At 66.4% G+C, this 25,327-nt stretch carries 22 protein-coding genes and 3 tRNA genes; 7 read left to right on the top strand and 18 right to left on the bottom strand.

Annotated elements, in window-relative coordinates; translation table 11 throughout:
• Positions 1-80 precede the first annotated feature (80 nt).
• The 5 genes from TVNIR_RS06525 (at position 81) to TVNIR_RS06505 (ending at position 3,941) form a co-directional block, all read left to right on the top strand.
• Entirely contained in the window at positions 81-758 is a 678-nt protein-coding gene (locus TVNIR_RS06525; protein WP_015258198.1) for a cysteine hydrolase family protein, read from the top strand.
• A 99-nt stretch (positions 759-857) separates the two neighbouring features.
• Positions 858-2,156: a citrate synthase gene (locus tag TVNIR_RS06520; RefSeq protein WP_015258197.1), complete on the top strand. Its 1,299-nt coding sequence runs from the start codon at positions 858-860 to the stop codon at positions 2,154-2,156.
• Positions 2,157-2,281: 125 nt separating this feature from the next.
• Positions 2,282-2,485 (top strand): YgaP family membrane protein, encoded by a 204-nt coding sequence (locus TVNIR_RS06515; RefSeq protein ID WP_015258196.1) that lies wholly within the window; start codon positions 2,282-2,284, stop codon positions 2,483-2,485.
• A gap of 155 nt (positions 2,486-2,640) precedes the next feature.
• Positions 2,641-3,363: an MBL fold metallo-hydrolase gene (locus TVNIR_RS06510; protein ID WP_043739471.1), complete on the top strand. Its 723-nt coding sequence runs from the start codon at positions 2,641-2,643 to the stop codon at positions 3,361-3,363.
• A gap of 501 nt (positions 3,364-3,864) precedes the next feature.
• Positions 3,865-3,941, top strand: a tRNA-Arg gene (locus tag TVNIR_RS06505).
• A 513-nt stretch (positions 3,942-4,454) separates the two neighbouring features.
• On the opposite strand, the gene TVNIR_RS06500 is transcribed toward TVNIR_RS06505, so the two are convergent.
• Together TVNIR_RS06500 and TVNIR_RS20530 are read right to left on the bottom strand one after the other, a co-directional pair.
• Positions 4,455-5,867, bottom strand: coding sequence for an O-antigen ligase family protein (locus tag TVNIR_RS06500; protein WP_237251765.1), 1,413 nt, complete (start codon positions 5,865-5,867; stop codon positions 4,455-4,457).
• Entirely contained in the window at positions 5,848-6,213 is a 366-nt protein-coding gene (locus TVNIR_RS20530; RefSeq protein WP_043739470.1) for a Cif family virulence factor, read from the bottom strand. The genes TVNIR_RS06500 and TVNIR_RS20530 overlap by 20 nt, the downstream gene beginning before the upstream one ends.
• Positions 6,214-7,881: 1,668 nt before the next feature.
• On the opposite strand from TVNIR_RS20530, the gene TVNIR_RS20525 reads away from it, so the two are divergent.
• Positions 7,882-8,229 carry a hypothetical protein gene (locus tag TVNIR_RS20525; protein WP_237251764.1) on the top strand — a complete coding sequence of 116 codons (348 nt, stop codon included), beginning with the start codon at positions 7,882-7,884 and terminating at the stop codon, positions 8,227-8,229.
• A 221-nt stretch (positions 8,230-8,450) separates the two neighbouring features.
• Here TVNIR_RS20525 and TVNIR_RS06490 read toward each other — a convergent pair whose 3' ends face one another.
• The 16 genes from TVNIR_RS06490 to TVNIR_RS06415 all read right to left on the bottom strand — a co-directional run bounded on the left by TVNIR_RS06490 (position 8,451) and on the right by TVNIR_RS06415 (position 23,774).
• Positions 8,451-9,707 carry a hypothetical protein gene (locus tag TVNIR_RS06490; protein WP_015258192.1) on the bottom strand — a complete coding sequence of 419 codons (1,257 nt, stop codon included), beginning with the start codon at positions 9,705-9,707 and terminating at the stop codon, positions 8,451-8,453.
• Positions 9,704-12,082, bottom strand: coding sequence for a GumC family protein (locus TVNIR_RS06485; RefSeq protein WP_015258191.1), 2,379 nt, complete (start codon positions 12,080-12,082; stop codon positions 9,704-9,706). The genes TVNIR_RS06490 and TVNIR_RS06485 overlap by 4 nt, the downstream gene beginning before the upstream one ends.
• Positions 12,083-12,162: 80 nt before the next feature.
• On the bottom strand, positions 12,163-13,209 hold the full coding sequence (locus TVNIR_RS06480; RefSeq protein ID WP_015258190.1) for an SLBB domain-containing protein: 1,047 nt from the start codon (positions 13,207-13,209) through the stop codon (positions 12,163-12,165).
• Positions 13,210-13,340: 131 nt separating this feature from the next.
• On the bottom strand, positions 13,341-14,096 hold the full coding sequence (locus TVNIR_RS06475; protein WP_015258189.1) for a hypothetical protein: 756 nt from the start codon (positions 14,094-14,096) through the stop codon (positions 13,341-13,343).
• 195 nt (positions 14,097-14,291) lie between these two features.
• Positions 14,292-15,143, bottom strand: a complete 852-nt coding sequence (locus TVNIR_RS06470; RefSeq protein WP_015258188.1) for a tyrosine-protein phosphatase — start codon at positions 15,141-15,143, stop codon at positions 14,292-14,294.
• A gap of 4 nt (positions 15,144-15,147) precedes the next feature.
• A complete protein-coding gene (locus TVNIR_RS06465; protein WP_237251800.1) occupies positions 15,148-16,089 on the bottom strand; it encodes an MraY family glycosyltransferase in 942 nt (313 codons plus the stop codon).
• Positions 16,090-16,953: 864 nt separating this feature from the next.
• Positions 16,954-17,027, bottom strand: a tRNA-Cys gene (locus TVNIR_RS06460).
• 76 nt (positions 17,028-17,103) lie between these two features.
• Positions 17,104-17,179, bottom strand: a tRNA-Gly gene (locus TVNIR_RS06455).
• Positions 17,180-17,217: 38 nt separating this feature from the next.
• Positions 17,218-17,769: a CDP-diacylglycerol--glycerol-3-phosphate 3-phosphatidyltransferase gene (pgsA, locus tag TVNIR_RS06450; protein WP_015258186.1), complete on the bottom strand. Its 552-nt coding sequence runs from the start codon at positions 17,767-17,769 to the stop codon at positions 17,218-17,220.
• Between the two features lies 1 nt (position 17,770).
• Positions 17,771-19,597: an excinuclease ABC subunit UvrC gene (gene uvrC / locus TVNIR_RS06445; RefSeq protein WP_015258185.1), complete on the bottom strand. Its 1,827-nt coding sequence runs from the start codon at positions 19,595-19,597 to the stop codon at positions 17,771-17,773.
• Between the two features lie 4 nt (positions 19,598-19,601).
• On the bottom strand, positions 19,602-20,231 hold the full coding sequence (locus tag TVNIR_RS06440) for a uracil-DNA glycosylase (RefSeq protein WP_418081351.1): 630 nt from the start codon (positions 20,229-20,231) through the stop codon (positions 19,602-19,604).
• A 2-nt stretch (positions 20,232-20,233) separates the two neighbouring features.
• Positions 20,234-20,698, bottom strand: coding sequence for a CYTH domain-containing protein (locus tag TVNIR_RS06435; RefSeq protein ID WP_015258183.1), 465 nt, complete (start codon positions 20,696-20,698; stop codon positions 20,234-20,236).
• Positions 20,699-20,754: 56 nt separating this feature from the next.
• Positions 20,755-21,711, bottom strand: a complete 957-nt coding sequence (locus tag TVNIR_RS06430; protein WP_015258182.1) for a beta-ketoacyl-ACP synthase III — start codon at positions 21,709-21,711, stop codon at positions 20,755-20,757.
• Positions 21,708-22,736 carry a phosphate acyltransferase PlsX gene (gene plsX, locus TVNIR_RS06425; RefSeq protein ID WP_015258181.1) on the bottom strand — a complete coding sequence of 343 codons (1,029 nt, stop codon included), beginning with the start codon at positions 22,734-22,736 and terminating at the stop codon, positions 21,708-21,710. Before plsX ends, TVNIR_RS06430 begins: the two co-directional genes overlap by 4 nt.
• A 255-nt stretch (positions 22,737-22,991) precedes the next feature.
• Entirely contained in the window at positions 22,992-23,189 is a 198-nt protein-coding gene (gene rpmF, locus TVNIR_RS06420; protein ID WP_015258180.1) for a 50S ribosomal protein L32, read from the bottom strand.
• 75 nt (positions 23,190-23,264) lie between these two features.
• Positions 23,265-23,774: a YceD family protein gene (locus TVNIR_RS06415; protein WP_015258179.1), complete on the bottom strand. Its 510-nt coding sequence runs from the start codon at positions 23,772-23,774 to the stop codon at positions 23,265-23,267.
• A gap of 120 nt (positions 23,775-23,894) precedes the next feature.
• On the opposite strand from TVNIR_RS06415, the gene TVNIR_RS06410 reads away from it, so the two are divergent.
• On the top strand, positions 23,895-25,319 hold the full coding sequence (locus tag TVNIR_RS06410) for an acetyl-CoA carboxylase biotin carboxylase subunit (RefSeq protein WP_015258178.1): 1,425 nt from the start codon (positions 23,895-23,897) through the stop codon (positions 25,317-25,319).
• Positions 25,320-25,327: the final 8 nt, after the last annotated feature.

The raw sequence follows: 25,327 nt of genomic DNA, 5'->3' as shown, positions 1-25,327 counted from the left end.
GCCCGTGCGCAATTGTCCCGGGACTCGACCTGCATCAGACTGGAGGGCCCCGGCAGACCGCGAGCGACGAGGGCCGCCCGATGAACTGGAAGACCGACCACCGTTCCTTCTACTACGCGAATGACCCCGAACCCGAGGATCCGGTACTGGACCCTAGAAAAACCGCGCTGCTGTGCATCGACGTGCAGAACTACGGCCTGAAACTCCACGACGACCCGCACGAACGGGCCCGGTGGGAGGCATTCCACCGGCGCATGCGCGGCACCGTGCTGCCCACATTGCGCGTACTTCAGGACGCCTTTCGCCGCCGGGGCATCGACGTGCTTCATGCCCGTATCGCCTGCCTGCTGGAAGACGGACGCGACCGGTCGCTGAGCCAGAAGTTGCCGGGCTGGAACGACCTGCTGATGCCGCTGCACAGCGAGGACGGGCAGATCGCGCCCGAGGTCGCGCCGACCCCCGACGAGGTCGTGGTCACCAAGACCACCGACAGTGCGCTGACCGGCACCAACCTGCGGCTGGTGCTGCACAACATGGGCATTCGCAACGTGGTGGTGGCCGGCATCTATACCGACCAGTGCGTGTCGTCGACGGTGCGCAGCCTGGCCGACGAGAGCTTCAACGTGCTGCTGGTCGAGGACGGCTGCGCGGCCGGCACCGAGGCGCTGCACCGGCACGAACTCGAAGTGATCAACCGGATCTACTGCCACGTGATGTCGAGCCGCGAGCTGGCCGGCTACCTCAGCCTAGATATTTGAAGCGCATCCGAAACGTAATGGTGCAGTGCACGCAGCAAGACACTACACTGACCTGCTGCGAACCGTCGGTCTACGGACCAGGACACGGAAGGAGCCCATATGACTTCGAAAACCGTAACGCTTACCGACCACACGACCGGCAAAAGCATCGAACTGCCCGTGCACGAAGGCAGTCACGGCCCCGACTGCATCGACATCCGCACGCTGTACAAGGAACTGGGCTACTTCACCTACGATCCAGGCTACCTGTCGACCGCCAGCTGCAGCAGCGGCGTCACCTTCATCGACGGCGACGAGGGCACTCTGCTCTATCGCGGCTACCCGATCGAACAGCTGGCGGAACAGAGCACGTACCTGGAGGTGTGCTACCTGCTGCTGAACGGCGAACTGCCCAGCTCCGACGAACTGCACCAGTTCTCGCGGATCATCAAGGAGCACTCGATGCTGCACGAGGCAGTGCGCGGCTTCTACGACGGTTTCAGGCACGATGCGCACCCGATGGCGATCATGGTCGGCGTGGTCGGGGCGCTCTCGGCGTTCTACCACGACGCCACTGACGTGCATAACCCCGAGCACCGCAAGATCTCCGCACACCGACTGATCTCGAAGATGCCGACCATCGCCGCCTGGTCGTACAAATACGCGAACGGGCAACCGTTTATGTACCCGAAGAACCGGCTCTCCTACACCGAGAACTTCCTGGCGATGATGTTCGGCGTTCCCACCGGCACCTACGAACCGAACCCGACGTTCGTCCGCGCGCTGGACCTGATCCTGATCCTGCACGCGGACCACGAACAGAACGCGTCGACGTCCACCGTGCGCCTCTCGGGCAGCTCCGAGGCCAACCCGTTCGCGGCGATCTCCGCCGGCATCGCCTCGCTCTGGGGCCCGCTGCACGGCGGCGCGAACGAGAAGGTCGTGATCATGCTCGAAGAGATCGTGCACAGCGGCAAGAAGGTCGAGGAGTTCGTCGCCCGCGCGAAGGACAAGAACGACCCGTTCCGGCTGATGGGCTTCGGCCACCGCGTGTACAAGAACTACGACCCGCGCGCGAAGATCATCCGCGAAATGTGCCACAAGCTGCTGGCCGAGATGGGCGGCGAGAACGAACCGCTGTTCGAGGTCGCGCTGAAGCTCGAGAAGATCGCAACCGAGGACGAATACTTCATCGAACGTAAACTCTACCCGAATGTCGATTTCTACTCCGGCATCATCCTGCGCGCGATGGGCATCCCGCTGAACATGTTCACCGTCATCTTCGCACTGGCGCGAACGGTCGGCTGGATCTCGCACTGGAACGAGATGATGCAGGATCCCGAATCGCGAATCGGGCGTCCGCGCCAGCTCTACACCGGGTACAAAGAGCGGAACTACGTGTCGATCGAGAACCGCTGAAGAACGACCCGCGCCCCCTTCGCATGCGGCGCGTGCCGATCATGCGTTCAAAGCGTAGGGCTGCTTGCAGTGCGCATCATGCTTGCGTACATTAGGTGCATCTAATATTGATCAGGAGTAATCCCATGCGCATCGATCAACTCGTTCTTGCCGTCGCCGGTACCGTCGTCCTCCTGAGCGCCCTGCTCGCCTGGCTGGTCAGCCCCGCGTGGCTGCTGCTCACCGCCTTCGTGGGCCTGAACCTTCTCCAGTCCGCTTTCACCGGATTCTGCCCGCTGGCGCTGATCCTGAAAAAGATGGGCGTCAGCCCCGGCCAGGCGTTCAGCTAGGACACACCCCGGTACCCCGGCGCGACACCGGCCCGTTCCAACGGGCCGGTGTCGCCATGTCCCAAGCGCCGCGATACGCGGAAGCCTTGCATCCGCGGGGCGCTTTGCGTGACCCTCGAGGTTCCGAAGCATCGAGCCGACGGGGCCCACCCACGATGAGCGCCACACGCCCTAACCTGCCCTACCGCATCCACGCCCTCGAACTGGGGCCGATGGAAAACTTCATCTACGTGATCGAGGACATCGCCAGCGGCCGGGCCGGCGTCGTCGACCCGGCCTGGGAGCCCGAAGAGATCATCGCGCTGGCCGAGAACAAAGGCCTGCAGATCACCGACCTGCTGCTGACCCACAGCCACCACGATCACATCAACGGCATTGAGCGGGTTCTGGAGTCCGCGCCGAACGCCCGGCTGCACCTGCTGAAATCCGAGGCCGACTTCTGGGGCCGGGCCCTCGCCCGCCCCGAACTGCACCACGGCGGCGACGTGCTCCGGCTCGGCAGCACCGAGATCCGCATCCTGCACACCCCTGGCCACACCCCGGGCTCCGCCTGCTACCGCCTTCCGGCAGGCGACGATCTGATTACCGGCGACACCCTGTTCGTTTTCGGCTGCGGGCGCTGCGACCTGGCCGGCGGCGATCCCGAGCAGATGTTCCACACGCTGAACGACCTGCGCACCGGCCTGCCCCGGCATACCTGCATCCATCCCGGGCACAACTACGCCGAGACGCCGACCTCGACTCTCGACGAACAGGCGCAGGGCAACCCTTTCATGCACTTCCACGACGTCGCGAAGTTCGTGCACTACCGCATGCGCGAGCACGACCAGGTACGCAGCTCCCCGTACGGCCCGATTCCGAAACCCTCGTCGGGTTGAACGAACCTCCCGGTTTCGATTAGGGCGACCCTGACCCGAAGACCCCATGGATCGCATCGCAATCCATGACCTGATTATCACGGAAGCTCCGCAAATTGGAACGGGCCATCATCGAAACCAGCGTCATCGCGAGGAGCGAAGCCTTTAGCCGCGAGCGCAGCGTGGCGGGACGTGGCGATCCAGAGGGCGATGGTCCCCCCCGCGCCGCCTGGATTATTCGCTGCGCTCACCCTGCGGGCCAGCCTTCGGCTGTTCAATGCGCTGCGCGCATTAGTGCCGCGCTACGCTCGCAATGACGACCGACGCAGCACGGCGTCGCACTCGCTGCGGAGGTTTCGTGATAATCAGGATCCATGAAAAGTCTTGGGCATCGCCCTTGACAGCAGCCAGGTGACCCGAGCCTGCCAGCGACGCCACAAATACCGTGACCGCAGGTCCTGCGGGGCCGAACCGGGACTTGCATCCCCGGCCGAAGACCACGATAATGCGCGCCTGCACAACGCGCCCGTAGCTCAGTTGGATAGAGTACCTGGCTACGAACCAGGTGGTCGGAGGTTCGAATCCTTCCGGGCGCGCCATCCCTCACTCGCGCAGCTGAATGCCCGACTCATTACCGGGCTCTGCCGCGTTCCTGCTGGCCCCGGATTGTTGCCGATCCAGGTCCCATGTGGATTTCAGGACCAGTGGCGGCGACGGGGAATGCGATGTCACCAGACCCAAAGCAGCTGAAGCGGGCCCGAACGGCGAGTACAGGGAGTCATCCATGCTCCCCCTCCGCCCTACGGGCTCCTTACAACGGAGGCTGCGCGGCGAGTGAAACGCTGCTCGACCGCGGCTGCCACCGCGAGCGGAGGGCGTTAGACATCTGCACGACTGGTGGCGCGTGTCGGGCGAGCGACGCGAGCAACCCAAGAGGCCCCACGAAAAACCACCGGCGTATGCACCGCCACGTCGTGCTGCGCCGACGGCTCCGCGCCTCGCGATGACTGCGGAGGCCTGCAATTTCCGAATCATGGATTTTTCGTGCTGATCCGGCCTCACAATGATGGCGTACACCCACCCCGCGTCAGGTTGCGAGCAGGTCCACGACTTCAGGTCCGCAACGGGCCGTAGGATGGCGTGCCAGCTTGGCGGATGGGTGACAGGCCGTAGCGGGGACGGCGCAGCAGGGTTCCGATGAACAGCGCGAGCGTGAACTGGGTGGCCGGGATGTGCCAGCTGAAGTCGCCGAGGCCCACCATGGACAGCGCGGCGAGCCCGGCGTAGAGGGCGATGCGCTCGGTGCTCAGATGTGCGGAACGGAACAGGGCCCCGACCACCACTGCCAGCAGCAGCAGTCCCGCAAACCCCATTTCCACCAGCCATTGCAGCAGGTCGTTGTGCGCGTAGTCGTACCAACCGCTGATGTGTCCGGGCTGGAACTGCTTGAATACGGCCTCGAACCCGCCCAGCCCCACCCCGTGCAGATACCACTGCCAGGGGAATTCTGCGAGCATCAGCGCGGCCACCTCGAAGCGCCCGTCATCAATGCCTGTGGCCAGCAGGCGTGCTGCAAGGGGGGTTAGACCATACCAGGCCGCGGCCAGCAGCGCGGCCGCAAGCGCCAGGTACGCCGGCCAGGCCGTGTGGGCGTGCAGCAGGTGCCGATGCCGCGACCACAGGATCAGCGCCACCAGCATCCCGGCCATCCCCGCGGCGCTGCCAAGGCGCGAGGCGCTGGCCAGCAGCGCGGCGCCGATCACCGCGCTGGCCATCAGGCTGCCGGCAACCTTCAGTTCCTTCGGGAGTCGCCCTAGCAGCGGCATGTCGCGGATCCACCACACCGCTACCGAGAGCGGCCAGAGCAGCGCCAGGTAGGCCGCAAACAGGTTCCGGTTGCTGAAGCTCCCGTGCACGAAGTCCGGGTTGTTCCGCGGCCAGACACCGAAGATGCTGTCGGTGCCGGCCGCGTGCGCGGCGACGCCGTAGCCCGCCTGGAACAGCGCCATGCCTACCAGCCCGAGCCAGAGCAAATGGCGCTGGGCGCGGCACAGGCCATGGGCAATCCACGCGGCGGTGAACAGCGCGACGAAGGCAGCCCAGCCCCGCAGGGTCGCACCGACGTCGGGCGACCAATGCCGCGGTTCGAATGCCGGATGCTGCCAGAGCGCGTCGGGGTACGCGCCGAACACGTCCGCGAGCGCTGACAACGGCAGCACCTGAACGAGCACCAGCGCGCTGAAGGCACCTCCGAATGCCAGCCAGCTGCGCGACGGCAGGGCCAGGGCGCCTTGCAGCGGCAGCATCGCGAGGATACCCGCGAGCAGCGACGCGGAAGTCATCAACAGCAGGCTGGCCGTCATCGCCTCAGGGATACGGTTGCCCAGCATCAGCGGCAGCGCGAGCGCCGCGAGCGCGAGCGCGAGAGTCGCAGCCCAGACGCCCGTGCCGGCGGACCGCTCGGTGTGGCGGCCCTGCCGCCTGCGCCGCCGACGCGGGACCGCGTCAGTACTGGATGCTGTCAATCCGCCATTCCTCGGACTCGTTCAGGATGCGATATTGGATCGGTCCGCTGGCCCGAACCAGTGGTCGGTTCGGGTAATCGACCTCGAGTTCGAACCGGGCCTGGACCAGCCAGCCGTTCGCCTCCGGCTGGATGCTTGAGATCCCCACCCGCAGCACACGAGCCTGCGAGCGCTGGAAGAGTTGTAGGTAATGCTTTACGAACCAGCTCCGGCCGTAGTTCGCGTTCTCGGTGGGCGACAACGTGAGGTGCTGGAGAAAACTATAGAGATCGCCCTGCTCGAAGGCATTGCGGTAACCCTCGATCAGCGCTCGGATCTGCTGCTCGACGCTCACAGCCGGGGCCACAGCCACCGCACCGGATGGCGTCGGTGCGGACGGCTCCGCCGCTGATGGCGGCCGCCGGTGGGCGCTGTCCGGCCGGGGCGGCGGCGGTGGCGGGAGCACGGGTGCCACCGGGTCTGCCTGCGAACGCCCATCCGAAGGGGCCGTTTCGGCGGTGGTGCTTCGCCACGTCGCCCGCGAGGTTGTCGTGGTCGTCGCCGCGATCGGATCCACACCGAGTGGCTCCGGCACACCGGCGGTGGCCGGAGGCTGCGGCGCCGAGACGGGCGCGTCCGCGATCGGGGCAGGCCGGTTGGTATCCCACCCCGGCAAGACCGCGCTGCGTGCGCTGGGTTCGCGGTTACTGGCGACTTCGGCCGGCGCATCCACGCGGTGTTCGGGGCGATCCGGCTGCTGCGGGGCCGGCGCGCGCGGCTTGCTCGGCTCGGGGACACGGGCAGGGGCGGGGCTATCGGGCCTGTGCCGCTCGCGAGGCTCGGCGCCAAGCGTGACGGGGTCCGACCAGACCTTGAGCTGTGCGGCGTACCGTGGTGCAAGACCTCGATCCTGGGCCCCTGCGACGCCCCCCACCTCCGTTCCGATCGGACCGCCGGGTCTATCTCGATCCACGGCGCCGGTCCATTCCAGGAAGGAGACAGCCACGGGGGGTTCAACGGCGGCCTCCGGCGTGTCGCGGCTTCCAGTTGTGTCCAGTGCCGAGGCGGCTTCCTGTCGTCCGTCGTCCGGTGGTGCCGCAGATCGTGTGCCCGAGCGAATGGACGCACGGGCGGCGGTACCCGCATCCGGGTACACAGGGGGCCCGAGCGCGACGAGCGATTCGGGTACAGACAGAACCCGCTCGGAGGCTGGATCCGGCACGCTCGAGACGGCGGTCGCGCCCGGTGCGGGAGGCGCTACGGTCCATGCCGGGCTCGCCGTAACCGCACCAGGACCGATTGCGCCTCCCCCTGCGTTTCCCGCCGCGAACAGGCTGGATGAATGCAACGGCCTGGAGAGCCCCGTACCGGAAATCGCGCGGATCCGTGCCGAAACGCCGCCGGACAAATGGGCAACGTGCAGGATGGAAGGGGGCTTCCATAGGGGCGACAACTCTGTTGTATCCCGAGCGCCGCCCAACATTGGGTCATCAGCGCCGGGATTCAGCTGCCGTTGCGGGGCAACTGCTGCCCTTGTGCTTTCAAACGACTCCGGCTGCCCGGGATCCGCGCTGTCCTGTTCTTTGTATCGATCCGCCGCAGAGGCGTTCCGGTCATAAATCGCTTGCTGGCTTCCGGCCGATGAGCGATCGACGCCGGAGATGCCGTCTCGGACCGCAGGGGCACGTTCCACCGCCTGCGGCTCCGGGCCGGCGGTCAGCTGGCGGGTGCCGGACTCCGGCAGTGCCCCGCGGGCCGGGCCCTGGGTCAGGTAGATGTGCAGAACCGGGAGGAAGGCCACGATCGCGACCAGGATCAGGATCTTGGCTTGCAGGTTGCGCACCTGGCCCAACTGGCCGCGGAGCAGGACCAGCAGTCCGGGTCCGAAGTGAATCCGGCGCCATCGGCGGCGGACCGTCGGGACGGGTTCCCCACACGGGCGCATGGCCTGCGTCTGCGGCGGCGCACCGGCCGCGGCGTTTCGCCGAAAGCGTGCGTAGGACTGGTGGATGGCCTGGGATCGCGGTGTCACCCAATGCGCCAGTTCGGGGTGGCGGTCCGGGTGGAAGGCCGCCATCAGACGGCGGTAACGGGCACGCCGCTGCTCGACCGTGAGCCGTTGCCCGACCCCGGCAGCCTCCTCCCGCAGCGATCCATCCAGAAAGATCTGCCGGTCGAGTTGTTCGAAGACCCGGCGCAGGAGTTCGGGGTCGGCCTGGGCCGGCCCCAGGTGCTCGCCCAGGGGTCCCGCGGTACCGGTATCACCGGCAGCGATCCAGGCCAGCACGGCGTCGAGTTCGCGGTCGTCGAAGCACAACGCCATACCTTGCCGAAGGCGGCTGGCGAGGGCCTGCAGGTGGTCATCGGAGGCATGCATGGGTAGCTCAACGATCCGTTCGAATGCGTGACGGGACGGCGTCGGGGCCCTGCAGCGGGCTGAGACCGTGTGCAGGAACGTGAACGGGCGACCTTGCCGCCGCCGGGATCGTCCCGGCCCGGCGGGCAAGACCAAGCGCCTGTGTGTCAGGCTGAACACACGACACACCGTCAACCGGCGGGGCACGCCAATCCCCGACACTCGGGCCGCCGCGGGTTGCTGGGTGTTCAGGGCTCATCCGAATCCATCGCCTGCAAGGGCGCCGGTGCGACGCGCAGTGCATCCAACCAAAGCCGGCCCGCCAGGTAGCGGTCGAAGTCGCGGGATGGCGGGTCACGCCGAAGCTGTAAATTGAGCATTCTACCGCCCTCCGGGGTGTCGAGTTCCACCCGGAACGGCTGCCACTCGAATTCGGATCCCGGAACGTCCACCCGCACCCTTCTCCCGCCATCGGCCCAGGCCGAAAGATATGGCAGCGCACGTGTAGTGAGTCCCGCGGCCCGCCAGTGGCCGGAGACGATCCAGCGCTCGACGCCTGCCGGCACCGGGATTCGCACCGCAGGAGCGGTCAAGCGCAGGTTTTCGGCTCCGTCGAAGTCGAGGCGAAGACTCGCGGGCTCGCTGTAATAGCGCTCCGGGTCGCGCACCGCCTGCGCACCGGTCGGTACGCGCATACGCCAGTGCAGCCCATGCGGGCTGACCGGATCGTGCCGGAAATCGGCATTCGGGACCGCCCCGTACCGGTAATCCGGGAAGGTCTCGGCCCAGGCCGAGGCCGCGCGCTCGTGCTCGCCCTGCGCCAGGGCCAGATCGACGAAATCGAGCAGGCCTCGATCGCCGGGCGTCCGCGGCCTCGGCAAGCGTTCCCACGCCTCCATCGCCAGATCCATCCGCCCGTGCTGACGGGAAAATGCAATGGCGGCTTCGAGGTACGGCTCACCGGGCGGCAGAATGCGGTCCAGCAACTGCGCCGGGTCGTCGATCCAGCGCATGGCGACGAACAGGGCCCGATGGGTACCGGCGGGTTGCCCCTCAAGCCAGCCACGCAGGTGTTCTTCCGTGCGATCAACGCGGCCCAACTGCTGGGTAATCGTCGCCGCTCGCCACAGCAACTCGCGATTGCGCGGCTGCGCCGCGAGCGCCGCATCCAAATGCGCCAGCACGGCTTCGGTGTCGGCACCCTGCAGGCGCGCGAGCCGGGCACGATCGGCCCAACGCCAGGGGTCCAGCGGGTAGCGTTGCAAATGCCAGGCAAGGGCCCCGGCGACCGCGGGCGGGTCGCGACGCCACTGGGGCTCCAGCGACGCAGCGAGTTGCCGCCCGGCCAGCCCGCCCCAGGGAACGCTCGCCTGCAGTGCCGTGAGGCTCTGTGCCGGCTGTTGCGGGTCGACGCTGCGCAGCCCGCGGTATTCGGCCCATGCAATACCCGCCGCCAGCAGCCCGGCCAGCGGTAGCACCAAGCCGCGCAGTGCGCGGAGGTTCATTGTCGTGCCGCCGACGTCAGGACGCCTTGCTCAAACCCGGCTTCGGAACATCCAGCTGCTCCCGGCTGCTTTCGTAATTGTAGTAATACGACGAGTAGTACGCGTAGTCGGGGCTTTCGAGGTCGACTCGGTTGAGTACGACCCCCAGCACCGGCGCCTGCACCTGGTTCAACCGCCGGATCGCGACCCGGAAGCTCTCCTTTCCGGTCTGGCCCGAGGCCGCCACCAGAATCACACCGTCGACGATCCGCGACAGAATCACCGCATCCGCTAATCCCAGGATCGGCGGCGCATCCACGACGACATGGTCGAAGATCCTGCCTGCAGTCCGCCAGCACCTTGCCCAGGCGGCTGGAACTGAGCAGCTCGGCGGGGCTCGGCGTGGAATGGCCGGCCAGCATCAACCATAGGCCATCCACATCGGATTCATGGATGGCGGGCCCATCGACGATGCGACCCTGGTTAGCCTGGGCAATGCAGTTCGTCAGCCCGGGAGACCGCGGCTTGGCGAAGTCCCGGTGCAACGAGGGCTTGCGCAGATCGGCGTCGATCAGCAGCACACGGCCCCCGTTCTGTGCGAGCACGGTCGCGAGATTGGCCGCCGTAGTGCTCTTGCCCTCGCTCTGCGAAGCGCTGGTCACGAGCAGCACCTTCGGCATTCCCTCCGGAGTGGCGAACATCAGGCTGGTGCGCAGCGAACGGTAGGCCTCCGACACCGATGACTGCGGATGCTCTGCGCTGTAGTGGCTGAGCGAGCGGTCGGTGCCTTTCGAATTCTTCCGCCGGCTGCCGCCACGTTCGCGCGGCCGCACCAGTGGCACGAGCCCGAGCACCGGCCGGTCTACGAGGCGTTCCACGTCCTCGGTGCGCCGGATGGTACTGTCGAGGAACTCCAGCAACAACGCCAGCCCGATCCCGACCATCAGCCCGAGCATCGAAGCAATGGCGAGGTTCTTGCCCAACACCGGCTTGAATGGCGCAGCCGGCGTACGCGCCTCGTCGATCACCGAGATGTTGTTCTCCTGGATCCCGGCCGCGACGCCGATCTCCTTCATGCGTTGCAGCAGGCCGTCGTAGAGTTCCTGGTTGGTCTCGAACTCCCGGCGCAGGATGTTGTACTGCACGCCCTGCTCATTCATGGCCATGATCCGTTCTTCGCGCTCGGCAATTGCGCGCTCGAGCGCGGCCTCCTGCGCGCGCAGCGTCTCGAAGCGCCCGAGGATGCCGTCCGCAATTTTCTGTTTCTCGGCCGCGATCTCGGCGCGCAGGAGTTCGATACGCCGCAGCGTCTCCGCTACCGTTGGATAGCTGTCGAGGAAGCGTTCCGACAGGCTGGCATACTCGGCGCTGGCGTCGAGCAGTCGCGTCTGCAGATCGGCGATCGTGGCACTGTTCGCCACCGGATCCAGGTGATCGATCCGCCCCTGCTGCACGAGTTCGCGCCAACCGGCGAGCTGCACGAGTTCGTTGCGCACATCGTCGAGCCGCTCGCTCAGGCTGCGCAGCCCCGCGCGGGCCATCTCCATGTTCTCGGCGAGGTCGGATACATGCGCGTCGCGTGCGAAATCGGCCAGTGCGCGGTCGGATCTTTCCAGCGCGATGCGCATCTCGTCGAGCTGGGTCTGAAGGAACTTGCGCGCCTCGCTGCCGGCATCGTAGCGGCGTTGCATCGTGCCTTCGATGTACTCGCGCACCACGGCGTTGGCGAGGCGCGACGAGAACTCGCGGTCGAAACCCACTACGCTGACCTGCACCAGGTTCGAGTTGCGTACCGGCTGCACTTCGATGCGGTCCCTCAGGTGCTTCGCAGCGGCACGGACTGGATCCGAGGGCGCGGCATCGGATACGTCGTGCTCCCCGCCCGCGGCCGGACGGATCGCCGCCAGCAGCATGCCGGCCAGTTCGCGCATTTCGCCCATCACGCTGCGCTGGCGTATTTCGCCGGTCAGTTCCGGATGATCCTGAAGTCCCTCGCGCCGCACCACCGCCTCGGCCAGCGAGCGGCTGCGCAGGATCTCGTACTGCGTGGTCAGGAACTGCTGATTCCCGGCGGCACCGCGGGCGGAGGATTCGAAATCCTCGTAGGCGAGGATCCGTCCCCCTTCGGGTTTGATCTGCACCGTCGCCTCGGCGCGGTATTCCGGAACCATCAGCAACGTTCCCATCGTGGTGGCCGTGAGCACGATCGCCAGCAGGCCGAACACGACCCATTTGCGTTTGACCAGGATCCGCCAGTATTCGCGCAGGTCGATGCTGTCATCGTCCTCGGGCACGGACACGTGGGGATCGTAAACGGTCACTTGTCCGCCGGCCCCGCTGACCGGCTTGAGATGGTGGACCGGCCGGTCCTGTTCCTTGTCCTTGTCAGAAGCCATGACTTGCCTCGATTACAGCAGAAAACATCCACCGATGCCGCAGATGCGGCTGCGCCTTTCGCAACATCGGCATTGCGCCCTTACAGGGGGCGGAAGCCCAGCAGTGCCAGCCCGGCAGCATTGCGCCAGAATCCGGCCCAGCCCGCCTTGAAACCATCGGTCTCGACCACGACGACGTCCCCGTTTTCCAGCGGCATGTCCAGATCCGGGTTGTCACGGATCTCCGCATAGTTCACTTCCAGATGCTCCCACGTGCCACTGTCGATGGAACGGCGCAGTATCCGCATCGACGACTTATTGGCTTCGAACTTCAGTCCCCCGGCTTCGGCCAACGCCTTCAGCACGGTGGTGTTACCGCGCTGCGCAAACGCGCCCGGCCGGTTCACCGCGCCCTCCACGTACACGAAGCCGCCACGGGGTACGTTGATCAGCGCCGATTCACCGAGCGCCACGTTGTTCTCGCTGGCGTGGCGCATCAGATCGTCCACCGGTACCAACAGGGTACGTACCCGCAACGCGCCGGATTCGGGGTCACGCACACGATCGGTAAGGTAGATGGTATCGCCGGCTGCGTCGGTCACACCGCCGGCCATCGCCAGCGCCTCGATCAACGTCGTTTGGCGGCTCACCGAATACACCCGAGGGTTGGACACGGCCCCGACCACGGTGAACTGCTGGCTGCGAAACTCGGTGACCCGGGCGCTGACCTGCGGGCTGCGAAGGTAGGATTCGCCGTACTTCTCTGCAACCACTGCCTCCAGTTCGTCCAGCGTCAGCCCGGAAACGGCAACCGCCCCGATCAGCGGCATCATGATCCTGCCGCTTCCGTCCACGCGGTACTCCCGCGAAAGTTCGGGTACGCCGAAGATATCCACCTGGATCTGATCCTCTGCGCCGACGCGATACACGCCGCCCCCTATCCCGCTCTCGGCGGCCAGCGCCAGGAGCTGCTCGTTCACGTCCTGGATCCGGGCCTCGTTCGCGACCTGTTGCTGGAAATCGGCTGCCGACGAGGCCTCGCCGTTGCTGCTGGGATGGCTGGCACAGCCAGTCATCAAGACGACCATGGCCAGGAAAGCCAGCGCAAGCACCCGCGCTGCAGAGGGAAAACACACCAACCCGTTCATCATGACTCCTTGCGCGCCCGGTTAAGCCGCCCGCATTACCATACCTGAAGCGCTCGGGAACCCCGGGCGCATGGCGCCCGCCCCCCGGCGAACCCCCGAGGAACGGGCGCACTGTTTCAATGACCCAAGCGTCAGGGGCTGACAGGATCCGGATCCGAAGTGGAACTCGCGGCGGCACTTCCGCCGACGACTGCCAGGCCACCTCCGAGGAATGCCAGGCCCAGCCCACGTCCGATCGCTCCGGCTCCGCCACCGGCCGCGCCCGCAGCACCAGGATCCGCGGCCTCCACTTGCGCCTGGATCAGACCGGGCTCATCGGCGGAAAACGTCACCCGTTCCCCGGCCCCGACGCGGTAGTAGACATTGCCGGAAGCATCGCGCGCGGTGACGGTGCCTTCGCGCACGGTCACCTTGAGCTGACCATCATCCAGCCGCTGGATCATACCGAACGAACCGGAACCCGAGCCGCTGACCTGGACAATCTCGCCGTCTCCCGTGGTACTGAACTCGTACGGCCCACTGCTGACATGCAGGCTCAGGCCCGGCTCCGGGATCGCGTACAGCAGCGAGCCCGCGTCCAGATTTGCCCGGATCCGGTTGCCTTCCAGCGCCAGAGAGGCCCGGGTCTGGGCTGCAAAGCCGACACTGGCGCCTGCATCCAGATCCAGCACTGCCCGGCCATTGCGGGTATCGATCCGATCACCGGAATACCAGGCATAGCGGGTGCTAGAGACATTGATGCTGCCTTCGGATCCCTGCTGGGAAATCCGGACGGTATCATGCGCCACCAGGTCTCCGATGGAACCCGCCAAAGCCGGGCCACTGGCCGCCAGAGTCAGCCCGATGAACGCGAAGCCCATCAGTCCCGAAGTCAGTTTCGTTTTCATGCTCTGCATCTCCCACTTGTTGAATCGATCCTTCCCGGTGCATGCCCGATTCACATGCTCGTCGTCACCGATGCAAGTCCATTGGACCCTTTATCGGCATTCTGCCCAGCTGCCGCCGGCCGAGGCTACCCCTGTGTTTGGTAGGGGTTCCAGCACCGGCTGGGCGGCTTGACCTCGTGCGCCCGATTCACACTCTCAGGCCCGCAACCTGCCCAACCAGCCCCGAATCCGCGCCGCACGCGGTGGCCTTCGTGCGTCATCCAGACGCCGGGTATCCACTGCATCGCCGGCCACCAATGCCCGGGGAAAATCCTCGGCCATCAGGCGTGCCGCTTCGCTGCCCACCCAGCGTTCGATCGGTGCCCGCCCCTGCGACAGTTCGGGCACGCGGCGGCTGTCGCGGTGTGCGTCCGATGCGACGATCTGGACCAGGCCCTGCCGGACCATATGCTCGGCCGCCTGCTGCACGCGCGGACCGAAACGACCGCTGCAGGATTGTGCGGTGATCTGGCCGAGACAGCCCATCGAAACCCACTCTTCCAGGATATCGGGGTTTCCTGCGACTTCGGCGTTGCGCTCGGGATGCGCGATGACAGGCTGCAGGCCCATCGCGAGCAGGTCTTCCAGGATCCCCGTGGCCCCGAATGGCACGTTATGCACCGGCAGTTCCACCAGAACCGCATGCCCCCGGTCCGCCACGGTCATTGCGCTGCCCTCGGCCAGGGCTGTGGGCAGTTCCGGCACCAGGTGGCATTCCGATCCGGGAAAAATCACGAGGTCGAGCCCCTCGCTGCGCAGCGCCGCACGCAGCGAGGTGCAATGGCCGCGAACTGAGTCCGCCGGATTCCGGTAGACGCCATTGAGGTGGTGGGGTGTAACCACCAGCGCGCGGGTACCGTCGGCAACCGCCAGCCGCGCCATGTTCAGGGCCTGCTGCAGATCCTTCGCACCATCGTCGATTCCGGGAAGCAGATGGGCGTGAACATCCACCATACCGGTGGCCGGTACCGCGATGAACTCCAAAGGGTCGTTCTGGGGATTGACCATCGTCTCACCCGATCTCGGGCTTCAGGCCGCCCGATGCCAGACGGCGGCGCCGACCCCGAAGCATCGCACGCAGGAAATGATGCGCATTCAGCGAAAAACCGACGTAGGCCAGCAGCAGCAGCGTGACCATCGCGAATTGCAGGGGCTCCGGGCACCCACCGAAATGACAGGCCAGGGCCAGCAGTACCAGCACCAGCTGGTTTCCCGCGATCAGCAAAACCACAGTAGTCACCGGCAGACCGGCCCGACACAATACATGATGCAGATGGGTACGATCGGCCGCGAGCGGATTGCGGCCCCGCCGCAGCCGGCGGACGAACACGCCCAGGCTGTCGGCCGCCGGCAGCAGCAGCAGGAACGCGATCGAAACGGGTGCCACACCGGACGCGGCCGGCTGGGTGATCGCCACCGCGAGCCAGGCCAGCACGAACCCCAGTACCATGCTTCCGCTGTCTCCCAGGAAGACCGCAGCCCTGCGCAGCCAGGGACTGCGCAGGTTGAACAGCAGGAACGCCGCCAGACCCGAGGCCAGCAGGACGCCAGCGGCCGCCTTCCCGCCCATCCCCGCGGATACCGCCAGCACGGAAAGGCCCACGGCTGCCAGCAGGCTGATGCTGCCGGCCAGCCCGTCGATCCCATCCATCATGTTGATTGCATTGATCATGAACGCGACGCAAAGGATGGTGAACGCCGGCCCGATCCATCCCAGGTTGAGCGGACCGGTGCCGAGCAGGTTTCCGAGCGAGGCGATCTGCACACCGGCAACGGCCATGACCCAGGCGACCCCGAGCTGGGCGAGAAGCCGAATGGCCGATCCGATATCGAACAGGTCATCGACTAGACCCAGCAATCCGAGTACGACGACACCCAGCGGAAGCGACCACAGCGCCCACCAGTTTACCGGGGTCAGCGCCGCGGCGACGATGAGCGCGGCCAGCAAGGCCACACCTCCAGTGAGCGGGACGGCACCGTTGTGCCGCTTGCGATGGTTCGGCCGGTCCACCAAGCCGATGCGCATTGCCGGCCGGTGCAGTACAAGTATACCGGCGCCGGTCAGGGCAAAGGCTGCACCTCCCCCCACCAGTACTCCATGCCCAAGATCCAATCCCCCCTACCTTCCGACCCTCCGGTCGGTGCTCCGTGGTCGACTGGCGCCACAGGCGGTTTCCAGCGTCGCCGGATCATGCCGGCAGACTCCTCCGTTGGTCCCACGAACCTTACTGGCGAGCAGCGCTCCAGTCAATGGGGTATATCCCTCCCTTGACAATGGTTCGCCGCCGTAACGACTTCGTGATGCTCGACACATCACTTCGAAAGCCATTCACATCATCCTGTTCGAGTTGGTGATTTCTCACCAAACCCATGCGACCGTGCGAGCGAAAAAGTCTGGAAGCACCTGACGACCCGCGCACCAGTCGCCATCATCGTTTCTAAACACCATACCCGTACTATATCTATGAGTCAACAGGATATATAGTTTTTAGTCTACTTCGGCGCCATCGACTCGCTGACACCTTTCCCGTTTCCGTTCCCGCCCACGCCGCCGTTCACCCCGACGCCGGGTAGCGTGAAAGTCGCGCGTCGCGGCAAGCTCGGACGTGCACCATCAATGCCGCCTGCCGAAGAACAGCGTCTGGTTCCATCCTCGATCCGCAGTTCCGCCAGGTGCTGTGCAAGTGAACCCAGACATCCGCCATCAGCAGAGGCCCTCACTCGCCCGGATCTATTGAGAAGTTACTGCCTGTGAGGAGTTACTGCCTGTCGGCACAGCCTACGGAATATGCGGCATCGGCAGCGTAGTACAGGGAGATGGAGGCTGGGGTCGGAATCGAACCGGCGTACACGGCTTTGCAGGCCGCTGCATAACCACTCTGCCACCCAGCCGGGTGCTGCGTCGTCGTGGCGCGTGCAGGTCGCGCCCGAAACAGAAAACCCCGGTGGCCCGGGGTTGGGGAGATACTGGAGCGGGAAACGAGACTCGAACTCGCGACCCCAACCTTGGCAAGGTTGTGCTCTACCAACTGAGCTATTCCCGCCCGACAGGCCCGCAATGATAGCGTCTGTTGCGAAACTGTCAAGCACCTCGGCGCGCTGCGAGCATGTACTGGGCCATCGAGATCAGCGTGAGCACGGCGGCCAGGTACAGCAGCCATTCGCCCAGCAGGTACACGGGGACGGGGCCGAGCGGCACCGCCCAGAGCAGCAGGAAGATGGATACCATCTGCGCGGTCGTCTTCACCTTGCCGATCCACGAGACCGCCACCCGCGCGCGGCTTCCGATGGCCGACATCCATTCCCGCAGCGCGGAGATCGCGATCTCGCGCCCGATGATCACGATCGCGGCCACCGCGATGCCCAGGGTGGCGTCGTCGTGGACCACCAGCACCAGCGCCGCGGCGACGATGAGCTTGTCCGCCACCGGATCCAGGAACGCGCCGAAGCGGGACGTGACCTCCAGGCGCCGGGCCAGGTAACCGTCGAGCCAGTCGGTAAGGCCGGCGACCGCGAAGATCAGTGCAGCGGCGATGCCGCCCCACGGATCCGGCAACCCATAGAACAGAACCACCATCAGCGGAATCATCGCGATGCGCGACCAGGTCAGCCAGGTGGGCAGGTTGCGCAGCATTTCAGTTCTCGTGGAATCCTTCGTAGATGGCCTGCGCCAGGTTGTGGCTGATGCCGGGAACCTTCGCCAACTCTTCGACCCCGGCGCGCGAGATGCCACGCAGCCCGCCGAAATGGCGCAGCAGCGCCCCCCTTCGTTTCGGACCCAGCCCGGGGATCTCTTCGAGCCGGGATTCCCGCCGGGCCTTCGCACGCCGCAGCCGGTGTCCGGTGATCGCAAACCGGTGCGCCTCGTCGCGGATCTGCTGGATCAGGTGCAGGGCGCTGGATTGCGCAGGCAGTATAGAAGGCCCCTGCACCCCGCTCAACACCAGGGTCTCCAGCCCCGCGCGCCGCTCCGGGCCCTTGGCGACACCGACCACGCGCATGCCCTCGATGCCGTGGCTGCGCAGCACGTCGAGGGCCTGGTTCACCTGACCCTGCCCGCCGTCGATGAACAGGATGTCGGGCAGCGGACCGGCCTCCTTCTTCAGTCGCGCGAAACGGCGGTCCAGCGCCTGGTGCATCGCCGCATAGTCGTCGCTGGGGGCGATTCCGGCGATGTTGAACCGGCGGTAGTCGGACTTCAGCGGCCCCTCGGGGCCGAACACGACACAGGATGCAACGGTGCCTTCGCCCTGGGTGTGGGAAATGTCGAAGCACTCCATCCGCGCCGGCGGTTCGGGCAATTGCAGCACCTCGGCCAGCGCCTGCAGCCGCGACTGCTGCCCCGCCTGCCCGGCCAGCCGGGTCTTCAGCGCAAGTTCGGCGTTGCGCTGCGCCATCTCCACCCAGCGCGCCCGATCGCCGCGCAACGACCAGGCCAGCCGGACGCGGCCGCCGCGGCGCTGCTCCAGCAGGGCCGCCAGGCCCTCGGGCTCCTGCGGGCGATGCGACACCAGCACCAGTTGCGAGGGTTCCCGCTCGGCGTAGTACTGCGCCAGGATCGCGGCCATGATTTCGTCGTCGCCGGCCTCCTCGGGAAGTTTCGGGTAGCGCACCGAGTTGCCGAGGTTCTGCCCGTGGCGCACGAAGAAGATCTGCACCGCGGCCGCGCCACCCTCGCGCGCCAAAGCAAAGATGTCGGCATCCCCGTCGCCGCCCGCCACGTACTGCTGCTCCGAGATCTGGCGCAGGTGCGCGATCTGGTCACGCAGCCGGGCCGCCCGTTCGAATTGCAGTGCCGCCGAGGCCGCCTCCATGCGCTGGACGAGGTCGCCGATCACCTGCTCGCTGCGCCCCTCCAGGAAGCGCACGCTGGCCTGCACGTCGGCCGCGTATTCGTCGGGATCGATCAGCGCCACGCAGGGCGCGGTGCAGCGCCCGATCTGGTGCTGCAGGCAGGGCCGGCTGCGGTGGGCAAACACGCTGTCCTCGCACTGTCGCATCAGGAACAGCTTCTGCAGCAGGTTCAGGGTCTCGCGGACCGCGACCGCCGACGGGTACGGCCCGAAGTAGCGCACGCCCTTTTTCCGGGCACCGCGGTGGAAGCCGAGACGGGGGTATTCGTGATTGGAAACAAAGATGTACGGGTAACTCTTGTCATCCCGCAAGAGGACATTGTAGCGTGGCCGGTGCCGCTTGATCAGGTTTGCCTCGAGCAGCAGCGCCTCGGCCTCGGTGTGCGTGACCGCCACCCGGATGTCCGCGATCTGGGCGACCATCGCGCGCGTCTTCGGGCTGCGCTCGCCGGCGCTGCGAAAGTAGCTCGCGAGCCGCTTGCGCAGATTCCGGGCCTTGCCCACGTAGAGCACCGTCCCGGCATCGTCGAGCATCTGGTAGACGCCGGGGGCCGAGGTGCAGGCAGCCAGGAAGGCCTTGTGGTCGAAGCCGTGCTCGGTCGCGCTCATGGCTTCAGGATAACCGTGCGCGAATCTCCCCGAACAATTCCTCGAACATCGCCGGTGTGAGGCGCCGCGTCTGGGTGTTGTAGCGGGAACAGTGGTAGGAATCGAACAGCGTGCGTCCGGACCCCACGTCGTGTTCGGCACCATGCGCGAACGGATGGGCACGCAGCGGCCGGTCCAGCGCGCGCAGCACTGCATCGTGGGCGATGCGCCCCAGCGCGAGGATGATCCGGGGATCCACCGCATCGATCTCGGCACCGAGGAATCCATTGCAGGCGCGGACTTCGGCCGGAGTCGGCCGGTTTTGCGGCGGCAGGCACTTGACCGCGTTGGTCACGCGGCAGTCTTCCAGGGCCAGGCCGTCGTCACGCCCGGTCGCCTCCGGCCGGTTCGCGAACCCGAATGCGTGCAGCGTGCGGTACAGCAGGATGCCGGCATGATCGCCGGTGAACGGGCGACCGGTCGCGTTGGCCCCGTGCATCCCCGGGGCCAGGCCGACGATCAGCAGGCGGGCCCGCTCGGGTCCGAATGGCGGAACCGGGGCCGCGTGGTAATCGGGGTGCGAAACCCGCACCGCATCGAGATGGCTGGCAAGGCGCGGGCAGCGCCGGCAGGCGGAATCGAACACGGTCGGCACGGTCACCAGCGGGTATAGGGGTGGCGGGCCAGTTCGGTGTTGTAGTAGCGGGGGTCGTGCGAGACCTCCTCGCCCAGCCAGCCGGGCCGCGCGAAGCTCTCCTTTGCGTCACCGAGTTCGACCTCGGCGACGATCAGCCCCTGGTTCAGCCCGGCGAACTCGTCGATCTCCCAGAGGTGGTCGCCATGGCGCAGTTCGTGGCGGGACTTCTCGATGATCGCCCCGGCCAGTTCGTCGAGCAGCACGCGCGCGTCGTCGAGCGGCACCGGGTACTCGAACTCGCTGCGTTCCACCCCCAGCGTGGCGCTCTTGATGTTCAGGGTCGCCCGATCTCCGGAGACGCGCACCCGCACCGAGGCACGCGTGTTCCCGCACAGATAACCCTGTCTCATCGGCTGGGACGCCTGCACCTCGGAACGCCAGGAGTCGTTCAGTATCCGGAACTTGCGCTCGATCTCTTTTGCCATGGATCCAATATCTCGGGTGGCCGCCCCGAAACCTCCGGGGCGGCCACCAGCAGCCCTCACATGCGAATCAGCGCCGCGCCCCAGGTGAATCCGCCGCCGAAGGCCTCGGTCAGGATCAGATCCCCGGGTTTGATGCGCCCGTCGCGCACCGCGACGTCGAGCGCCAGCGGGATCGATGCTGCCGAGGTATTGCCATGGGTATCGACGGTAACCACGACGTGGTCCATCGACATCGCCAGCTTTTTCGCAGTCGCCTGGATGATGCGGATGTTGGCCTGGTGCGGCACCAGCCAATCGAGATCCGACTTGGCGATCCCGTTGTGCGCCAGCGTCTCGTCAACGATCTGGTCCAGGGTGTTCACGGCCACCCGGAAGACCGCGCGCCCTTCCATCCGTATCTTAGTGTCCTCGACGTCGTTGCGCGATATGCCGCCCGGCACCTCCAGCAGCGACCGCTGGGATCCGTCGGCGTGCAGGTGGGTGGAGATGATCCCCGGCTCGTCCGACCGCGACAGCACCACCGCGCCGGCACCGTCACCCCAGAGGATGCAGTTGCTGCGGTCGGTGTAGTCGGTGATCCTCGATAGCGTCTCGGCCCCGACCACCAGCACGTGGCGGCTTTGGCCGGTACGGATGAACTGGTCGGCGGTGGCCAGTGCGTACACAAACCCGCTGCAGACCGCCTGCACGTCGAACGCGGGGCAACCGCCGACCTCCAGCTTCGCCTGCAGCAGGCACGCGGTGCTCGGAAAAATCTGGTCCGGGGTCGTCGTCGCGACCAGGATCAGATCCAGCTCGGCGGCGGTCAGGCCCGCCGCCTCCAGTGCCCGCCGGGAGGCATGCAGGGCCAGGTCGGAGGTCACCTCGCCGGGCGCGGCCATGTGGCGGATACGGATCCCGGTACGGTCCACGATCCACTCGTCACTGGTATCGACCATCCTTTCGAGGTCGGCGTTGGTGAGAATGCCCTCCGGCAGGTAGCTCCCGGTGCCGGCAATCCGTGCAAAGCTCACACTTCCACCTCCTGTCGCAGCAGACGGCCGAGCTGTTTGTCGATCCGCTGTGGAACGTTGGCCTCGGCCTCCTTGCGTGCGATTCGGACGGCATTCTGGAATGCCAGCGCATCGGCGCCGCCGTGGCTCTTGATGACGATGCCCTGCAGACCGAGCAGCGATGCCCCGTTGTAGCGCCGGGGATCGATGCGGCTGCGGAACCGGCTCAGCACCGGCAGCGCTACCAGTCCGCGCAGCCGGGTCAACCAGGAACGCTTGAACTCGCCGCGGATGTTCTCGAGAATCATCCGGGCCACGCCCTCGCTGGTCTTCAGCGCGACATTGCCGACGAAACCGTCGCAGACCACCACGTCGACATCGCTGCAGTAGACATCGTTGCCTTCGACGAAGCCGATGTAGTTCAGCGACGAGCGCTCCAGAAGGTGCGCCGCCTCGCGCACGCGATCGTTCCCCTTGATGGCCTCCGAACCGATGTTCAGCAGGCCGACCCGGGGCGCGTCGTTGTTGTCGATGGCGGTCACCAGCACCGATCCCATCACCGCGAACTGGTAGAGGTGCGCGGCCTCGACATCGACATTCGCGCCGAGATCGAGCATGTGGGTGTGGCCGAACAGGGACGGCAGCGCGGTCGCAATCGCCGGACGGTCGATCCCGGCCAGCGTTTTCAGCACGTAGCGGGCGGTCGCCATCAGCGCCCCGGTATTGCCGGCGCTGACGCAGGCCTCGGCGTCGCCCTGCTTGACCAGGTCGATGGCTCTGCGCATCGAGGAGTCCTTCTTGTTGCGCAGCGCGACCGCCGGGAGTTCCTCCATGCCCACGGTCTGCGAGGCATGCAGGATCTCGGCCCGCGGCTTCACCGGTTCGGGCCAGTGGCGCATGTGGGCGGCGATCACCGCCTCGTCGCCGACCAGCACCAGCCGGATATCCGGCGTTTCCTGCAGCGCACCGAGCGCCGCAGGCATCACCACGGAGGCTCCATGGTCTCCGCTCATCACGTCCAGCGCAATGGTGTACCTGTGGCTCATGCCGATGCGACCTGCCCTCGTCCTGTCCGTCCCTGGGGCGTTCGCGCTCGGGCACCTCGGCGTCGGCGCCCCGGGCGGTATGCAGACACGGCGCGGTGCTTCACCGTGCGCCGGATGCCAGCCACCGGGCCCGGCAGCCACAGGGTGCCGCCGAAGAGCGGCATACGGGAATCAACGACCGGATAAGTGTGTGGGAAACGGGCCGGGAAAGCGAACTACACCCGACCCAAGTAAGGCCGAAACTGCGAACCGGCGTCAATCCTCGTCGTCGTCGATCGCGACGTCCTTTTCGATCACCTGGCGGCCGCGGTAGAAGCCGTCGGGCGACACATGATGTCTGCGATGCACCTCGCCCGTGGTGGGCTCGATCGATAGGGTGGCGGGCTTGAGCGCGTCGTGGGAACGCCGCATGCCGCGCTTGGAAGGGGTGGTACGGGCCTGTTGGACTGCCATGATTCCTTCTCCAGTATGCTCGTCCCGGGACGGCCCGGGGCGTGTTGTGTAACTCCGATCGCCGGGCGGCGCGAGTCAGGAAGTGCCCTTGCGCATACCCTTCAGCACCGCGAACGGGCTCTCCTCGGCCGAGACAGCGCCCGGCTCGAACTCGCGTCCGTGACCGGCGCTGCAGTCTTCGTGGCGGGGCGAAAGCGGCCAGGCGAGCAGGATCTCGTCTTCGACGAAACCCGCCGGCCGGAACAGGCCGTCCTCCTCGACTTCCACCGTCTCCTCGCCCGCACCCAAATCCGCGGACGGCACACCGGGGCGGACCAGGGCCACGTCCGGGGCCAGCCGGAACTGCCAGCGCATGGGCTGCAGGCAGCGCTGGCATTGCTGCCCCACGCTGCCTTCGATCGTGCCGCGCAGCCGGATCTCGCCCAGCGCACCCTTCACGATCGTCAATGCGGCATGCACCGTCACATCCGCCCCCCGGGCTGCCGCGGCCACCCGCGGCAGATCCTTGGCGGAATAATCGCCTTCCCAGCGCTGATTCAGCGCACGCGGCAGGAACGGATCCAGGGAAACGGGAATACGGGTCATGTCAAGGGCGCGGAATATACCCGCGCAAGGGGTTTCTGTCAAAGCGAACAGAGGCTTACTTGCAGCCGCGCGGGTCCTTGCGGATACTGCATTCTCGCAACTCCCGACGGGGCACTGGGCGTGATCCGCATCCGCAAGCTGCTTATCGCCAACCGCGGTGAAATCGCGGTCCGGCTCATCCGCGCCTGTGCCGAGACTGGCATCACTTCCGTGGCCGTGTTCACCGATGCCGACCGCCACGCGCTGCACGTGAAGAAGGCGGACGAATCGTATTCAATCGGCCCGGACACGCTCGGCGGGTACCTGAACATGCACCGGTTGATCAACGTCGCCCGCGCCGCCGGCTGCGACGCGGTGCACCCGGGCTACGGCTTTCTGTCCGAAAACCCCGACTTCGCGGAGGCCTGCGAATCCCGCGGCATCCGCTTCGTCGGCCCGTCGCCGGAGGTGATCCGTCGCATGGGCGACAAGGTCGCCGCGCGTGCCGCGATGATCGAGGCCGGGGTTCCGGTGGTGCCCGGCTCGGATGGCAACCTCGAGAGCCTGGAGGCCGCGCTGGCAACGGCCGAGAAGGTCGGGTACCCGGTGATGCTGAAGGCGACCAACGGCGGCGGCGGCCGCGGCATTCGTCTGTGCACCGACCCGGCGAGCCTGGAGCGCAACTACGAACGCGTTCGCTCCGAGGCAACGCGCGCATTCGGCAGTACCGAGATCTTCCTGGAAAAGGCGATCGTAAACCCCCGGCACATCGAGGTTCAGATCCTCGCCGATGCCCACGGGCACGTGGCCCACCTGTACGAGCGCGACTGCTCGATCCAGCGCCGCCACCAGAAACTGGTCGAGATCGCGCCGTCACCGCAGCTGAGCGAGAAGCAGCGCAGCCATGTCGGCGAACTGGCGGTGCGCGCGGCGCAGGCCGTCGGGTACCAGAATGCCGGCACGGTCGAGTTCCTTCTCGACCACGATGGATCATTCTATTTCATGGAGATGAATACGCGACTTCAAGTAGAACATCCGGTAACGGAGATGATCACCGGTATCGACATCGTGCAGGAACAGCTGCGGGTCGCCCGCGGTCTGCCGCTTCGCTACCGTCAGGACCAGATCAGCCGGCGCGGCTTCGCGATTGAATTCCGAATCAACGCCGAGGATCCGGAACACGACTTCCTGCCGAGTTTCGGACGCATCACGCGCTATTTCGCGCCGGGCGGTCCCGGGATCCGGACCGACGGTGCGATTTATACCGGCTACCAGATTCCGCCGCACTACGACTCGATGTGTGCAAAGCTGATCTGCTGGGCGCTGGATTGGGAGCTGCTGCTGAGCCGGGCCGACCGGGCACTGCGCGACATCGGCGTGTTCGGGGTCAAGACCACGATCCCGTACCACCTTGCGATCGTAAACCACCCGGCTTTCAAGACCGGCAATTTCGACACCGGGTTCATCGCAGCCCACCCCGAGCTGACGCAGAGCCCGGCGACGCGTTCCAACCGCAACGTCGCCGTCGCCATCGCAGCGGCCCTCGCCGCACATCACGGCCTGTAGGACACCTC

Origin of the sequence: Thioalkalivibrio nitratireducens DSM 14787, from assembly GCF_000321415.2 — a bacterium.
Lineage (GTDB): Bacteria > Pseudomonadota > Gammaproteobacteria > Ectothiorhodospirales > Ectothiorhodospiraceae > Thioalkalivibrio > Thioalkalivibrio nitratireducens.
Note: the sequence above shows the minus strand (reverse complement) of the source record. Positions and strands in the feature narration are given on the sequence as shown.